The sequence below is a fragment of the Streptomyces sp. NPDC048644 genome, from assembly GCF_043199105.1.
Classification (GTDB): Bacteria; Actinomycetota; Actinomycetes; order Streptomycetales; family Streptomycetaceae; genus Streptomyces.
Genome location: NZ_JBICVO010000024.1, coordinates 19,705 through 34,505 on the forward strand (window position 1 = coordinate 19,705; position 14,801 = coordinate 34,505).

General features: G+C 71.0%; 12 protein-coding genes. 4 read left to right on the plus strand and 8 right to left on the minus strand.

From position 1 onward, the window contains the following. Positions 1 to 21: 21 nt before the first annotated feature. Complete coding sequence (locus ACGFNI_RS33570; RefSeq protein WP_393689194.1) at positions 22 to 576, plus strand: CGNR zinc finger domain-containing protein; 555 nt, start codon at positions 22 to 24, stop codon at positions 574 to 576. Between the two features lie 11 nt (positions 577 to 587). Here the strand turns inward: ACGFNI_RS33570 and ACGFNI_RS33575 are convergent, their stop codons facing one another. Then, positions 588 to 1,928 (minus strand): UDP-glucose dehydrogenase family protein, encoded by a 1,341-nt coding sequence (locus ACGFNI_RS33575; protein WP_393689196.1) that lies wholly within the window; start codon positions 1,926 to 1,928, stop codon positions 588 to 590. A 279-nt stretch (positions 1,929 to 2,207) separates the two neighbouring features. Here ACGFNI_RS33575 and ACGFNI_RS33580 point away from each other — a divergent pair, with 279 nt between their 5' ends. Continuing rightward, positions 2,208 to 3,380 (plus strand): acyl-CoA dehydrogenase family protein, encoded by a 1,173-nt coding sequence (locus ACGFNI_RS33580; protein WP_227049675.1) that lies wholly within the window; start codon positions 2,208 to 2,210, stop codon positions 3,378 to 3,380. Positions 3,381 to 3,440: 60 nt separating this feature from the next. Here the strand turns inward: ACGFNI_RS33580 and ACGFNI_RS33585 are convergent, their stop codons facing one another. Continuing rightward, the gene (locus ACGFNI_RS33585) at positions 3,441 to 4,766 is read right to left on the minus strand and encodes an LCP family protein (protein WP_393689198.1); all 1,326 of its coding nucleotides are present in this window, start codon (positions 4,764 to 4,766) and stop codon (positions 3,441 to 3,443) included. A 192-nt stretch (positions 4,767 to 4,958) separates the two neighbouring features. Between ACGFNI_RS33585 and ACGFNI_RS33590 the strand changes: the two genes are divergently transcribed. Beyond that, positions 4,959 to 5,513: an acyl-CoA thioesterase gene (locus ACGFNI_RS33590; protein WP_393689200.1), complete on the plus strand. Its 555-nt coding sequence runs from the start codon at positions 4,959 to 4,961 to the stop codon at positions 5,511 to 5,513. On the opposite strand, the gene ACGFNI_RS33595 is transcribed toward ACGFNI_RS33590, so the two are convergent. Genes ACGFNI_RS33595 through ACGFNI_RS33605 form a run of 3 tightly spaced genes read right to left on the minus strand, consistent with a single transcriptional unit; the run spans position 5,464 to position 8,032 of the window. Further along, positions 5,464 to 6,045, minus strand: a complete 582-nt coding sequence (locus ACGFNI_RS33595; RefSeq protein ID WP_393689202.1) for a VanZ family protein — start codon at positions 6,043 to 6,045, stop codon at positions 5,464 to 5,466. The genes ACGFNI_RS33590 and ACGFNI_RS33595 overlap by 50 nt on opposite strands. A gap of 41 nt (positions 6,046 to 6,086) precedes the next feature. Beyond that, positions 6,087 to 6,575, minus strand: a complete 489-nt coding sequence (locus ACGFNI_RS33600; RefSeq protein ID WP_393689203.1) for a hypothetical protein — start codon at positions 6,573 to 6,575, stop codon at positions 6,087 to 6,089. Then, positions 6,572 to 8,032 carry an LCP family protein gene (locus tag ACGFNI_RS33605; protein ID WP_393689204.1) on the minus strand — a complete coding sequence of 487 codons (1,461 nt, stop codon included), beginning with the start codon at positions 8,030 to 8,032 and terminating at the stop codon, positions 6,572 to 6,574. Before ACGFNI_RS33605 ends, ACGFNI_RS33600 begins: the two co-directional genes overlap by 4 nt. Before the next feature lie 262 nt (positions 8,033 to 8,294). Between ACGFNI_RS33605 and ACGFNI_RS33610 the strand changes: the two genes are divergently transcribed. Next, a complete protein-coding gene (locus ACGFNI_RS33610; RefSeq protein WP_393689206.1) occupies positions 8,295 to 9,317 on the plus strand; it encodes a glycosyltransferase family 2 protein in 1,023 nt (340 codons plus the stop codon). 69 nt (positions 9,318 to 9,386) lie between these two features. Here the strand turns inward: ACGFNI_RS33610 and ACGFNI_RS33615 are convergent, their stop codons facing one another. The 3 genes from ACGFNI_RS33615 to ACGFNI_RS33625 form a co-directional block, all read right to left on the minus strand. Further along, positions 9,387 to 11,108: an LCP family protein gene (locus ACGFNI_RS33615; protein ID WP_393689208.1), complete on the minus strand. Its 1,722-nt coding sequence runs from the start codon at positions 11,106 to 11,108 to the stop codon at positions 9,387 to 9,389. 68 nt (positions 11,109 to 11,176) lie between these two features. Then, on the minus strand, positions 11,177 to 12,964 hold the full coding sequence (locus ACGFNI_RS33620; protein WP_393689209.1) for an LCP family protein: 1,788 nt from the start codon (positions 12,962 to 12,964) through the stop codon (positions 11,177 to 11,179). Positions 12,965 to 13,190: 226 nt separating this feature from the next. After that, a complete protein-coding gene (locus ACGFNI_RS33625; RefSeq protein WP_393689211.1) occupies positions 13,191 to 14,663 on the minus strand; it encodes an LCP family protein in 1,473 nt (490 codons plus the stop codon). Positions 14,664 to 14,801 lie beyond the last annotated feature (138 nt).

Sequence of the window (14,801 nt, forward strand, 5' to 3'; positions counted from 1 at the left end):
CACGCAGGTAACGTCATACACATGGCCGACCGCACCGCACCCGGCCAACTGCTCCTGGTGCAGCAGCTGGTGAACACCCTCGACATCGCGTCCGGGCAGGACACACTGACCGCCGACGGCGGCCTCGCCGCGTTCCTCGACGGCCACGGCCTGCCGCGCGGCGAGGGCCGGGCGGACGCCGGGACGGCCGAGGCGTGCGCGCTGCGGGAGGCGCTGCGGGCCGCCTGCCTCGCGCACACCGGCGCCGCCCTCCCGGACGCGGCTGCCGGGGACCTGGAGCGGCTGTTCGCCCGCGCCCCCCTCGTCCTCACCCTGGACGCCGACGGTGGCGCAGCGCTGCGCCCCGTGCCGGGGCTGACCGGCACCGCCGCGCTCACCGCCGCCGTCGCCGCCGGGATCGCCGCCGCCACGGCCGGCGGAAGCTGGGCGCGCCTGAAGGCGTGCGAGGCCCACGACTGCCGGTGGGCCTTCTACGACAGAAGCCCGGCCGGCCGCAGCCGCTGGTGCACCATGGCGGTCTGCGGCAGCCGGGCGAAGATGCGGAGCTACCGCGCCAGACGCGCGGAGTCCGGCTGACGGTGCGGTGGTTACGCCTGCGGACGCCCCAGCGCCCGGTAGGTCCAGCCGGCCTTGCGCCACAGCTCCGGGTCGAGCGCGTTGCGGCCGTCCAGGATGCGGCGCTCGGTGACGACCTCGCCGAGCGCGGCCGGGTCCAGCTCGCGGAACTCGCGCCACTCCGTCAGGTGCAGCACCGCGTCCGCGCCGCGCACCGCGTCCAGCGCGCTGTCCGCGTACCCGAGGGTCGGGAAGAGCCGCCTGGCGTTCTCCATGCCCTTGGGGTCGTAGACGGTGACCTGCCCGCCCTGGAGGTGGATCTGCCCCGCGACGTTCAGCGCGGGGGAGTCGCGTACGTCGTCCGAGTCCGGCTTGAAGGTGGCGCCCAGGACGGCGACCCGCTTGCCGAGGAAGCCGCCGCCCACCGCGTCACGGGCCAGCTCGACCATGTGGCCGCGGCGCCGCATGTTGATCGAGTCGACCTCGCGCAGGAAGGTCAGCGCCTGGTCGGCGCCCAGTTCACCGGCGCGGGCCATGAAGGCCCTGATGTCCTTGGGCAGGCAGCCGCCGCCAAAGCCGATGCCGGCCCGCAGGAACTTCTTGCCGATCCGCTCGTCGTGCCCGATGGCCTCGGCCAGCTTCACCACGTCGCCGTCGGCCGCCTCGCACACCTCGGCCATCGCGTTGATGAAGGAGATCTTCGTCGCGAGGAAGGAGTTGGCCGACGTCTTGACCAGCTCGGACGTCGGGTAGTCCATGACGATGAAGGGCGAGCCCTCGCCGACCGGCGTCGCGTACACCTCACGCAGCAGCTCCTCGGCCCGCTCGCTGGCCACACCGACGACGATCCGGTCCGGGTGCAGGGTGTCCTGGACGGCGAAGCCCTCGCGCAGGAACTCCGGGTTCCAGGCCAGCTCGGCCGCCTCACCAGCGGGCGCCGCGGCGGCCAGCAGCCCGGCGAGCCTGGCCGCGCTGCCCACCGGCACCGTCGACTTGCCGACGACCAGCGCGGGCCGGGTCAGATGCGGCGCCAGCGACGCGAAGGCGCTCTCCACGTACGACATGTCGCAGGCGTACTCGCCGTGCTTCTGCGGCGTGTTGACGCACACGAAGTGCACGTCGCCGAACGCGCCCGCCTCTTCGTAGGAGGTCGTGAAGCGCAGCCGGCCGGTGGCGCCATCGATGCCCGCGACGTGGCGGCGCAGCAGCTCCTCAAGTCCCGGTTCGTACATCGGGACCTCGCCGCGCTGGAGCATCTCGATCTTCTCGGGGACCACGTCAAGGCCCAGTACCTCGAAGCCGAGTTCGGCCATGGCGGCGGCGTGTGTGGCGCCGAGGTAGCCGGTGCCGATCACGGTGATCTTGAGGGCCATGGGTACTCCAGACAAGTGGTGTCGGCTCGGGGCCGCGGGTGCGGGGTGGCGGGCGGTGACGGGCGGGCGGGCAACGCGCTGTTCCCGGCGGGAAAACAGCGCTGACCGAGCATAGTCGGGCCCGCTCCGGGGCTCGTCGGGCGTCCGCCGCCCCGGGGCCGCACGTTGTCGGGAACCTCACGTATCCCGATGGGCGGCCGGCGCCTAGAATCCGAAGGAGATTACGGGTTACTTAACGGTAGTTAGCACTGCAGTCAGCTCTCAGGGGAGTGAGAAACCTTGGCGGGAACCGCTGATTTCGATCTGTACCGGCCGTTGGAGGAGCACGACATGCTCCGTGAGTCGGTGCGCGCGCTCGCCGAGGCGAAGATCGCACCGTTCGCCGCCGCCGTGGACGAGGAGGCGCGCTTCCCGCAGGAGGCGCTCGACGCGCTGGTCGCCAACGACCTGCACGCCGTCCACGTACCGGAGGCGTACGGCGGTGCCGGCGCCGACGCGCTGGCCACCGTCATCGTCATCGAGGAGGTGGCCCGCGTCTGCGGCTCCTCCTCCCTCATCCCGGCGGTCAACAAGCTCGGCTCGCTGCCGGTCATCCTCTCCGGCTCCGAGGAGCTGAAGGCGAAGTACCTCGGCCCGCTGGCCAAGGGCGACGCGATGTTCTCGTACTGCCTGAGCGAGCCGGACGCGGGCTCGGACGCCGCGGGCATGAAGACCAAGGCCGTCCGCGACGGCGACTTCTGGGTGCTCAACGGCGTCAAGCGCTGGATCACCAACGCCGGGGTCAGCGAGTACTACACAGTGATGGCCGTCACCGACCCCGAGAAGCGCTCCAAGGGCATCTCGGCGTTCGTCGTGGAGAAGGGCGACGAGGGCGTCTCCTTCGGCGCCCCGGAGAAGAAGCTCGGCATCAAGGGCTCGCCGACCCGTGAGGTCTACCTCGACAACGTCCGCATCCCCGCCGACCGCATGATCGGCGCCGAGGGCACCGGCTTCGCCACGGCGATGAAGACCCTGGACCACACCCGCATCACCATCGCGGCCCAGGCGCTCGGCATCGCCCAGGGCGCCCTGGACTACGCCAAGGGCTACGTCCAGGAGCGCAAGCAGTTCGGCAAGCCGATCGGCGACTTCCAGGGCGTGCAGTTCATGCTCGCCGACATGGCCATGAAGCTGGAGGCCGCCCGCCAGCTGACCTACGCAGCCGCCGCCAAGTCCGAGCGGATCTCGGCCGGCGGCAAGGCCGAGGACCTGACCTTCTTCGGCGCCGCGGCCAAGTGCTACGCGTCCGACGCCGCCATGGAGATCACCACGGACGCCGTCCAGCTGCTCGGCGGCTACGGCTACACCCGTGACTACCCGGTCGAGCGCATGATGCGCGACGCCAAGATCACCCAGATCTACGAGGGCACGAACCAGGTGCAGCGGATCGTGATGGCCCGCAACCTGCCGTAGGGCGAGGAAACGGAACGGCCCCCGGCGTCGCGCCGGGGGCCGTTCCGCGTACGGGCCGGGTCACTGGCCGTCGGAGACCGTGACCTTCTCGTCGTTGTTGAGCTGCTGGACGAGCTGCGTGAGCTTGGCCTTGTCCCACACCACGTTGCCGTGCACGATGCCGGACATCGGCATGTTCATGGACTTGCCCTCGCCGCCGGTGACGTCCTTCATCGCGAAGAACATCTGGCCCAGGTCCCACAGGCCCATGTCCTTGTCGACGATCAAGGTGTCGAGGCCCGCGCTCATCGTCGGATAGAGCTTGAACGGGTTGAGGACCGTGCTCGGCGTCGCGGTCTGGCTCGCCAGCGCCGCCAGGAACTTCTGCTGGTTCTTGGTGCGTGCCAGGTCGCTGGCGGCGAACGCGTGCCGGGCGCGGACGAAGGCCAGCGCCTGGCTGCCGTTGAGCGTCTGCGTGCCCGCCTTGAAGTCGGAGCCGGAGTCCTTGTCCTTGAACGCCTTGGGGATGTTCAGCTCGACGCCGCCGATCGCGTCCACGATGCCGGCGAACCCGGCGAAGCCGATCTCGACGTAGTGGTCGATGTGCAGCTTGGTGTTGAACTCGACGGTCCGCACCAGCAGTTCGGCGCCGTCCTCGGCATAGGCCGCGTTCAGCTTGGTGTGCCGCCCGGTGCCCGGGTACTTCTTGCCGGAGTCCGAGCCGACGAACGACGGGATTTCCACGTCCGAGTCGCGCGGCAGCGAGATCAGCGTGGGGCCGTTGCTGCCGTCGTGCAGGATCATCATCGAGTCGGTGCGCTTGCCCTCGGCCGAGCCGGTGTGCAGCTTCTTCTTGTCGTCGGCGGTCATGCCCTCGCGGCTGTCCGAGCCCACGATCAGGTAGTTCGTGCCGTCGCCCGCTGCCGGACGGTCGATGACCTTGCTGAGGTCGACCTTCCGGCGCAGCTTGCCGTCGGCCCAGAAATACGTGGCGACCGACGTGACGGCGAACACCACGACCAGGGTCAGGACCGTCCACTTGATGCGCCGGCCCCAGTTGGGACGCGGCCGGGCGCGGTAGCCGTCGGGCCCGCCGCCACGGCCGCCGCCCTGGCCGCCGCCGTCACCGCCGTAGACCTGCCCGGTGTTGTAGCCGCTGTCGTAGTCGTCGTAGCCCTGGGACTGCTGCGGCGGCACGCTGCCCCGGCGCGGGGACATCTGCGGCGGCAGCGGCGGCTCGGACCGCCCGTACCCGGACCCCGCGTCGCGTCGCACCTGCGGCATGGCACGCACCCCCTCCGGCTGGGTGCTGCCGCTGCCGCGTCCGTACCCGTTCCCGCTCCGGTCGCGGGATCGTCCACCCCCGGCACCGTGCGGGCGGGAGGTACCGCCTTGCCACTCATTCATAGGGGGAAGTGTGCCTGCCGGAGGGGGCCTCCTTACAGGCCGGGTGCAGGATCGGGCCGGGGCTGTTGCAGAGCTGATGCAAAGGGTCAGGGCATACCGCAAGGGGACGTGACCATTCCGGCGGCACCGGGGCAAAACCGCATTCCGGACGGCGCGCGTCCGGCCGCGGATGGCCGAGATTAGGGTGGTCGCATGACCGAAACCGCCGCGACCGGCGAGGAGGGCGCGCTTCCGGGCAAGCCCACCTCCGTATCCCGCACCACGCTCTCGCACATCATGACCGCCGGGGACACCAACCTCCTCGGGACGGTGCACGGCGGCGTGATCATGAAACTGGTCGACGACGCCGCGGGCGCGGTCGCCGGACGGCACTCCGGCGGGCCCGCCGTGACCGCGTCGATGGACGAGATGGCCTTCATCGAACCGGTCAGGGTCGGCGACCTCGTCCATGTGAAGGCCCAGGTCAACTGGACCGGCCGGTCCTCCATGGAGGTCGGCGTACGGGTCCTGGCAGAGCGCTGGAACGAATCCACCCCGGCCACCCAGGTCGGCTCCGCCTACCTCGTCTTCGCCGCCGTCGACGCCAACGGCACGCCCCGCAGGGTGCCGCCGGTCGTCCCCGAAACCGAACGGGACAGGCGCCGCTACCAGGAGGCGCAGATCCGCCGCACGCACCGCCTCGCCAGGCGGCGCGCGATCATGGAGCTGCGCGAGCGACGCGCCGCCGAGGGCCTCGACGACGCATGACGGCGGCGGCCAGCCGGGCCAGCGCCGCGAGCCCCAGCCCGATGCCGGTCCCGGCGGCCCCGCACAGCACATCGTTCACATCGGCGATCCGCCCGGCCCGCATCATCAGCTGCGCCACCTCGATCAGCACGCACAGCCCCACCCCCGCCAGGAACGCGGCGGCCACCGACCGGCCAGGCAGCGCGAACCGCAGCAGCATCGGCACCGGAAGGAACAGCGCGGCGTTCGTCAGCTGCTGCCGCACCAGCATCGACAGCTCCTGCGGCAGCAGCGGCGCCCCCGGGTCGAACAGGCCCTCACCCGGCAGCCACCACACCGTGGCATCCCCCGAACCGATCGGCTGCGACGGCGCCAGCGTCATCACCAGAACCAGCAGCAGCCAGCAGCCCAGCAGCACCCCCGCGGTCCTGCGCGGCGCCGCGCTCTGTGGCGCCCGCCCCGCCCACAGGGCGAGCGCCAGCGCCAGCGCCGTCGCCGCCAGCAGAAACAGCGCCACCGTCGCCGGCGTGATGCCCAGTACGACCTGCCACACGATGCGACCCTCCGGAAACGTGCCGCCAGCCGACCCGGGGATCAGCCGCAGCTCCACTTGGTGACGAAGACGGTGTCCCGGTGCTCCATGAGGCCCCGGATGCACTCCCCGGGCAGCATCTCCACCCGTCCGCTCAGCTCGGCGGCTCCCCGCACCGTCCGCCGGAAACCGAACCACCCGGGGAACGCCGTGATCCTGGCGTCCTTGCGCTGATAGCCGAGCCGCACGGTGATCTCGCCCGGCACCGGGCGGGAGCCGCCGATGGCACGCGCCGGGCCCGTGGTGGCGCCGCGCCGGTAGCTCACGAGGTAGCGGCCCGCCGCGCCGACCGGGCCGCGCAGGCACAGCTGCCCGCCCGCCAGACCGCCGCAGCCGGTGGGCGCCGCCGGAGCCGGAGGGGCCGCCGCCGCGGTCGCAGCGACCAGGCACAGGGCCGCCACCGCCACCCCGGCCCGCCGCAGGTACACCGGCCCCGCGGGAGGCCCCGGCACCGTCGGGCGCACCGCCGCGCGGGGAGTGGGGACGCTCATGGGCACACGGCCTCGTCCCCGGTGATCGCGGAAAGCCCCGGGGAACCGGCCGGCGGCTCCTCCGCCCGCACCGGATGCACGCCCTTGTGGTCAGCGCCGACGGTGACCTTCATGACCGGCCCCTGCCCGGCCGCCCGGCGCAGCTCGGCCCCCGGCAGCGCGGCGGCGAGCGTACGGGCCGAGCGGTCCCAGCGCGGGTCGTAGGAGATGACCGTACGGGCGAAGGGGGCGCCCGGTGCGTCGCCCGGGACACCGGCGGCGACGAACCCGGCGGCGTGCAGCGCCTTGGCGGTGCCCCGGCCCAGACCGTGCTGCCCGGTGCCGTTGTCGACGTGCACCCGGATCTGGTTCGGCGGCACGTCCACCACCGTGGCGGGCGGCTGCTTCGCCGCGGTCTTCGGCCGGTGCGCGGCGAACGGCTTGTCGTCCCGGATCGCCTGGAAGAGCTGCCGGGACCTGACCGGATCCCAGCGCACCGTCGAACCGCCGTCGGGCAGCCGCACCCCGTTCCTGGCCAGCGGCACCGAGACGAACTCCGACGACGACGCGGAGAAGCCGCGCATCGCCTGCCCGAGGTCCACCATGTCGTCGGCGTTGAACCCCGCGTCGGCCCGCACGGACGCCAGCATCGCGGTGGCCACCTCCTTGACGCGGATCGGGTTCATCAGCACCCCGGAGGAGGTGACCTTGTGGATGAGGGAGGCGAGGAACCGCTGCTGGCGCTGCATCCGGCCGAGGTCGGCCGACCCGTCGATGTGCCGCGAGCGCACGTACTGGAGCGCCTGCCCGCCGTTGAGCTGCGCTTTTCCGGCCGGCATGTCCAGGCCCGTATAGCTGTCCTTCAGTGGCCGCACGGTGCAGATCTCCACCCCGCCGACCGCGTCCACGCTGCGCATGAAGCTGGTGAAGTCGACCTCCAGGTAGTGGTCGATGTGCACCGCCGTCATGTGCTCGACGGTGCGCACGGTGAGATTGGGGCCGCCCTCCGCGTACGCCGCGTTCAGCTTGATGGCGTGCCGGGGCCGCTGCGCCCCGGTGGCCGCGTCCCGGTGGGCGGGTACCTCGGCGTACGAGTCGCGCGGCAGGCTGACGACGCTGGCGCGGTCCCGCCCGGCGGACAGGTGGACCAGCATCAGGGTGTCCGTGCAGTGACAGGGCGCCCCGCCCAGGTGGTACTTCCTCTTCTCCGCCTTGGTGAGCTTGTCCCGGCCGTCCGTGCCGACGACCAGGAAGTTCAGTCCGTCGCCGCCCCCGGGACGGTTCTGCATCCCCTGGAACGCGTCCACCCTGCCGATGCCGCTCTCGACGCCGCTGACCATCGCGTGCCCCACCCCGCTGGTGGTCATCAGCAGCACCGAGACGGCGGCGGCGATCCGCAGCCCCCAGCGCTTGCGCGGCGGACGCCGACGGCCCGGACGGTGCGCTGCGGTGCGGGCGGAGCGGGACGGGGCGGTCACGGGGACACCTCCGCGGCGGGACGGGTGCGAGGGGCGGCCGGCCACAGCTGCGGGGCGAACGGTCGGGACGAAGCCGGCGGGGACAACATAAGTCCATACGATCTGCTGTAAAGCGTCACACGCCGGGCGTCCGCCGCCCCGCCACCCGGCCACCGTCCGGACGTGTCCCTCGTTCGCGGTAACGTGAGACGGAATATCGCAGTCTCCCGGCGAGCGCTGCCGTCGATGGCGGCTCCGCCGCGGGCCGTCCCCCCGAGGAACCATGCCCCAGCAGCAGCCCCCGGCCGTCTCCGTGATCATGCCGGTGCTCAACGAGGAACGTCACCTGCGCAGCTCGGTCCGGCACATCCTGGAGCAGGAGTACGCCGGCGAGATGGAGGTGGTGATCGCCCTCGGCCCCTCAGCGGACCGTACGGACGAGATCGCCGCCGAGCTGGTGGCCGAAGACCCGCGGGTGCACACCGTGCCCAACCCGACGGGCCGCACCCCCGCCGCGCTGAACGCCGCGATCAAGGCGTCCCGGCACCCCGTCGTGGTCCGCGTCGACGGCCACGGCATGCTCTCGCCGAACTACATCGCCACCGCCGTGCGCCTCCTGGAGGAGACCGGCGCGCAGAACGTCGGCGGCATCATGCACGCCGAGGGCGAGAACGCCTGGGAGGACGCCGTCGCCGCCGCGATGACCTCCAGGATCGGCGTCGGCAACGCCGCCTTCCACACCGGTGGCGAGGCGGGCCCCGCCGAGACCGTCTTCCTGGGCGTCTTCCGGCGCGAGGTGCTGGAGCAACAGGGCGGCTACAACGAGGAGTTCATCCGCGCCCAGGACTGGGAGCTGAACTTCCGGATCCGCGAGGCCGGCGGCGGCGTGTGGTTCTCGCCCGAGCTGAAGGTGCAGTACCGGCCGCGGCCCAGCGTCAAGGCGCTGGCCAAGCAGTACAAGGACTACGGCAAGTGGCGGCACGTCGTCGCGCGCTACCACTCCGGCTCGATCAACCTGCGCTACCTCGCGCCGCCGACCGCGGTGTGCGCCATCGCCGCCGGTGTCGTCGTCGGCGCCGCCGTCACCCCCTGGGGCTTCGTCGTCCCGGCCGGCTACCTGGCCGCCATCGCGGCGGGTTCGGTACCGGCGGGCAAGGGGCTGCCGCTCAAGGCGCGCGTCCAGATCCCGGTGGCGCTGGCCACCATGCACATGGCGTGGGGCGTGGGCTTCCTGACCAGCCCGCGCGCGCTCGCGAAGAAGGTCATCGCCAGCCGCCGCCCGGCGGTGACCGCGCCCGCCGAATAACCGGCGCTGACGCAGCGGAAGGGGGCGGGCCCGTGCGGGGCCCGCCCCCTTCCGCTTCCCGCTCGCGGCTCAGAAGGTGTACATCGGATTCACCTTCATGCACGCCTTCTTGTCCTCGCCGTTGAGCGCGTCGGCGCTCTCCGGGGCCTTGTCGGAACCCTTGTCCGCGCCCTGCTTCGGGTACGTGGACCCTTCGCGCCAGTCGTTGCCGACGACCAGGCGCAGCCCGTCGGCCGAAGCGGACTGCTTGACCGCGCTCTTGGGCAGGCCGAGCGACTTGGCCAGCGCCAGGGCGTCGCCGCGCTGCTTGCCGTCCGGGTAGCCGATGGTGGTGTCGGCCTGCGTGACGAGCGTGGAGTCGGTGCCGGCCGTGGTGTAGCCGAGCTGCACGAGCTGCTGCTGGATGACGGAGGCGCGGTGGGGGACCGGGCCCGACACGGTGCTGTTGGTGCCGTTCTGGACGACAACCTTCAGCTGGTCCTTGGCCGTTGACGGCTTGGGGTCGGGCGTCGGCTTCTTCTTCGCGTCCTTGCCGTCCAGCGAGGTGTCGTTGCGCAGCAGCGTGAAGGTCTGCTCCGCGTCACCCGGCTTGGGCAGCACGTACTTCTCGCCGGGGCCGTACTGCCAGGGCATGGTGACCATCGTGATGCGCTTGGTCGGCACCCGCTGGAGTTCGCCCGCCAGGTCGTAGAGTTTCTTGGGGGAGCCCAGGCCGTCGTCGACGGTGAGCGCCTTGGTGGCGGCCTCGGCCAGGTCGTACAGCTTGCCGGGGTCGGTGAGCTTGGTGCCCGACTTCAGCTGCCTGACCATGGAATTCATGTACATGTGCTGGGCCTTGGTGCGCCCGATGTCGGTGTTGTCCTCGAAGCCGTAGCGGGTGCGCAGCCACTGGAGTGCCTGCACGCCCTTGACGGAGTGGGTGCCCTTGGTCAGCTTGAGGCCGCTGCCGTGGCCCTTGCTGTCGTGCGAGTAGACGTTGTTGTCGACGCAGACGGGGACGCCGCCGATGGCGTCCGCCATGTCCACCACACCGGAGAAGTCGACCATCATGAAGTGGTCGATGTAGATGCCGGTCAGCTCTTTCCACGTGGCGACCGTGCAGCCGGGACCGCCGTGCTGGAGCGACTGGTTGATGGGGGCGGTGGCCTGCTGATAGACCTTGCCGTCGTCGGGGTCGGTGCACTTCGGTATGGGAACGCGGGTGTCGCGCGGTATGGATATCACCGACATGTTGCTGCGGTCGGCGGAGACGTGCAGCAGCATCTGGACGTCCCCCAGCGGCTTGCGGTCCGCGTCTTCGCGGGAGCCGCCGAGGTCGATGTTCTTCTCGCTGTTCCGGCCGTCGGAGCCGATCATCAGGATGTTGAGCGGACTCTGCCCGAAGGCGTTCGGCTCGGGCTTTTGCAGACCGCTGCTGCCGAGGTCCAAGTGGTCCTTGCGCAGCAGGCCGTTGAGGTGCTCGTAGTAGAGCCAGCCCGCGCCTGCGCCGCCGACCAGCAGCACGCCGAGGGCGAGCGCGGTCCAGCGCAGGACCCGGCCGCCCTTGCGGCGGCGCTGGCGGCCCGCGCGGCGGCGGCCCCGGCGGGACGTGCCGCCGCCGTCCTTGCCCGAACGGCCCGCGCCGGCAAGGGATTCGGCGCCGGATCCTGCCTCGTCGTCCGGGGTCCAGCCGGGTGCGTCCGGGGGCGGTCCGCTGCTTTCTGACGGGCTGTCGTACCGGCCCTCCAGCTCCTGTGCGTCGGCCTGTTGTCGTCGTCGCGGCCGGTCACCACGCACACTGCTCTGGCGCATTGGGCCCTCTCCCCGTAGTCGGTCGTGGTGCGGTCGGCGCCGGGTCGGGGCGGCCGGATTCGCTCAGATCACTTGGCACAGATGTTCTTGTCATCTGCATTGACGTGCTGAACCCCGTCCGGGGTTTCAGTCGGCGCCTCAATAGGGGTGCCGGCTTCCTTGAAGTCCTTGCCGAGGGTCAGCTTCATCGGCACGCGGTCACCGGCGTCGGCCGACGCCTTCTTGAGCGCGCTCTTGGGCAGGCCCATCCAGTCGGCGAGGGTGGCCGCCTGGTCGGCTTGGTTCGGGGCGAACTCCAGCCGGGTTGCGGCCAGTTTCGCCGGGGCGTTGCCCGCGTTGGTGGAGAGCTTGGCCGCCTTGGTGTTCTGCAGCCAGTCGACGGTCTCCTGAGCGGCGCCGAACGGGCCGCCGCCGTTGGTGACATCGACCCGGACAAGCTCCGGCGGGGCCTTCTTGACCGGCGCCGTCTTCTTGCCCTTGCTCTTGCCCTTCGGCTTGGCGAGGGTGTGGTCCGCCTGCACCATCCGGAACAGCGGATCCGCCTTCGCCTTGTCCAGGATGACGTTGTTTTTGTTCGCCGGGTTGTCCAGCACCGGCACTGTGGCGAAAGTGATTTTGTCGATGTCGACCTTCTTCAGGTCGTCGGCGAGGTCCACCAGCTTCTTCGCGCTGCCGATGCCGGTGTCGACGGTCAGCGCCTTCGTCGCCGCCTGGCTGATGTCGTAGAGCTTTGCCGGGCTGCTGAACGCGTCCGACTTCATCTTGCGGATCATCGAGCTGAGGAACTGCTGCTGGAGCTCGATCCGGCTGAGGTCGCTGCCGAAGCCGACGGTGTGCCGGGTACGGACGAACGCCAGCGCCTGCTCACCCTTGACGATGTGCCGGCCGGCCGACAACTTCAGGTGCGACTTGGGGTCGTTGATGTCCTTGCCCGCGCACACCTCGACCCCGTCCACCGCCTCGGACAGCTCCTTGACGGCGTTGAAGTCCGCCATCATGAAGTGGTTGATCTTCACGCCGGTCAGCTTCTCGACGGTGCGCCAGGTGCAGCCGGGGTCGCGGCCCTCCTGGCCGAGGCTGGTGTTGAAGAGCACCCCCTGCTGTCCGGGGATGTCCTTGGTCGAGCCGTCCTTCTGCTTCGTCGGGCAGTTGGGGATGTCGGTGACCATGTCGCGCGGGATGCTCAGCGCGGTCGCGTTCGTCCGGTCCTTGGAGACGTGCATCAGGATCGTGGTGTCCGCGTGCCCGACGCTGCCGCTGTCGCCGTAGCCCTGATTGCCCTTCCCCGAGCGGGCGTCCGTCCCGAGGATGAGGATGTTCACCGGGCCGTCGGTGACCGCGTCGTTCTGGATGCCGACATCGACCTTGGAGATGTTCCCGTCCAGCTGCTGGTACAGGTAGAACGCGCCACCGCCGCCGGCGACCAGGACGAAGCCGAGGACACCCGACGTCCAGTAGAGCGCCTTCTTCTTCCCGGACTTCTTCGGCTTCGGCTTGCGCCGGCTCGCCGGACCCTCGGCCGCGGCCGAGGCCGTGCGGCCCGCCTTACGGGCCGCCGCCCTGCCGCCCGCCGGGCGCCCGCCGTCCGCACCGCTGCCGGCCGCCGGGGCGGCGCCGGCCGCACGTCCGCTTCTCCGGTCGCGCTGCGTCGGCAGCTCACGCGTATCGGTGTCGCCGCCCGTGCCCGCCGGAGGGCGCCCGTCCCCGGGGCCCGGTGCCTTACGGGCGGAGGGCGGGGCCGCCGCTCCGCCGGCAGGGCCGAGGCGCAGTTCGTAGTTGCCGGTTTCGGGGTTCAACACCCATTGATCGGCGGGATCGACATTGTCGCCCGCCCGCCCACGGCCTTGCGCGTCCACGGTGCCTTGAGTCCTCCGTCGGTGCCACGCAGCGCCTCCCCCTCGGGCGCTCGGGTCGGTCGGTCGTGCAGTTTCGTGGTCGGTCGGTCAGCTGGTCGAGCGACCGGATCGCTCACACTATCCGCCCAGTTCAGCGCGGAACGACGCCCGTGACAAATTCCACTTACCTACAACTGGGCATTCCGCCCAATCCATTCGAGTCGTTGAGGGTACCTTTGCGGCATCTTTATTCGCAGATCCCGCGGTCTGCGGTGGTTCCGGGAAACGCAGGACCCGAACCACCGGGCGGAGAGGGGGAACTCTCCGCCTTCTCATCGGAGGATGCCGTATCGGACGCGTTCGGTGAAGGGGTGTCACCCGACGGATCCGACGCGGGACCGCCCTTCGCGCGCCGCGGCGGCTCCACGGAAACCGGCTGGTCCTTGGCCAGTCTGCGGAACAGACGGTCCGCTGACGGCTGCACCAACTCGTCGCGATTGGCGTTGTAGCGGTACTCCCTGCGCGGCACGGTCATGAACTGCACTTGGGACGCAGGAATGCTGCGCATGCTGCGCACCAATTCGTACAGCCCGGTGAGCGAAGCCAGGCCCTTGTCGGTGGTGAGAGAACTCGTCGCGGCATCCAGCAGTGGATAGATCCGGGCCGGATTGAGCAGCACACCATTGCTCTGCACTTTCTTCACGAGAGCGCCAAGGAACTGCTGTTGGCGTTCCATACGCTGAGTGTCACTCCCGTTACCCAGACTCTTGCGGGCCCGTACGAATCCGAGTGCGTCCTCGCCGCGCAGCGTCTGCCGCCCGGCGGGAAGATTCAGCCGCGCCTGACGGTCGTCGATCGCCTCGGGCAGGCAGACCTCGACACCGTGGACCGCGTCCACCACCTTCCTGAATCCGACGAAGTCGATGATCATGTGGTGGTCGACGCGGATGCCGGTCATCTTCTCGACCGTACGGATCGCACAGGCGGCACCGGCGAACTGGAACGCCCCGTTGAACTGCGTGGTCTGGGCCGGCATCCGCTTTCCGTCCGAGCGGGTGCAGGACGGCACCTTCACCATCAGGTCGCGCGGGATGCTGACCGCGGTGGCGCTGTGCCGGTCGGCCGACAGGTGCAGCAGGATCGTGGTGTCCGAGCGCTGGGTGCCGTTGTCCGCGCCGTACTCGCCGTTGCCGCCGCCACGGGTGTCGGAGCCGATCAGCAGGATGTCCTCGGCGTTCGTCGGGCCGCCCTTGGGCCGCTCGGCCTCGTACTTCTCCAGCTCGGCCTGGGTGTCGATGTCGGTGTGGATGTTGCCGTTGAGCTTGCTGTAGAGCGCATAGCCGGTCCCGGCCAGCCCCAGCAGCACCACCGCCACACCGAGAGCCGCCCAGCGCGGCCAGCGACGCCTGCGGCGGGGCGGGGGGCCGTCCGGGGAACAGGCAGGGGAACGGTCCGGGGTGCCGTCCGGGGGGCCGTCAGATAGGGAAGGCGGGGGATGGGCGGTGGGTGGCTCGTCGAGCGGCGCGGGGTCCTCCGGCTCCGCGTCGCCGTCGGCGTCGGCAGGCCCCTTGCCCGTCCTCCCGGGCCCCTCCGGTGTGCCCTCCGGCCCGCCCACTCCCTCCGGCCCCGGTGCTGTCCCCGGCGCCGGCTGCCGCGGCGTCGGCCCGGTGCCCTCGTCAGGGCCATCGGGGACGGACGGGTTCTCGGGGCTGTTGGTCACGTGGGCGTCCATCCTTCCCGGAGTCGGCGTCGTCCCCCCACCCCCGAACCCACCCCGCCCCCTCCTGATCATGGCCCCGAACCGGCGGCGGGGCCGTCCGGGCGGACTTCGCGGTCCGCCGGACGGGGGACGCGGGGC

Excerpts from the sequence above, each read along its gene's own strand:
- ACGFNI_RS33570 (WP_393689194.1), top strand. The coding sequence starts at position 22 with ATGGCCGACCGCACCGCACCCGGCCAACTGCTCCTGGTGCAGCAGCTG.
- ACGFNI_RS33575 (WP_393689196.1), bottom strand. The coding sequence starts at position 1,928 with ATGGCCCTCAAGATCACCGTGATCGGCACCGGCTACCTCGGCGCCACA.
- ACGFNI_RS33585 (WP_393689198.1), bottom strand. The coding sequence starts at position 4,766 with ATGAATGAGTGGCAAGGCGGTACCTCCCGCCCGCACGGTGCCGGGGGT.
- ACGFNI_RS33590 (WP_393689200.1), top strand. The coding sequence starts at position 4,959 with ATGACCGAAACCGCCGCGACCGGCGAGGAGGGCGCGCTTCCGGGCAAG.
- ACGFNI_RS33600 (WP_393689203.1), bottom strand. The coding sequence starts at position 6,575 with ATGAGCGTCCCCACTCCCCGCGCGGCGGTGCGCCCGACGGTGCCGGGG.
- ACGFNI_RS33610 (WP_393689206.1), top strand. The coding sequence starts at position 8,295 with ATGCCCCAGCAGCAGCCCCCGGCCGTCTCCGTGATCATGCCGGTGCTC.
- ACGFNI_RS33615 (WP_393689208.1), bottom strand. The coding sequence starts at position 11,108 with ATGCGCCAGAGCAGTGTGCGTGGTGACCGGCCGCGACGACGACAACAG.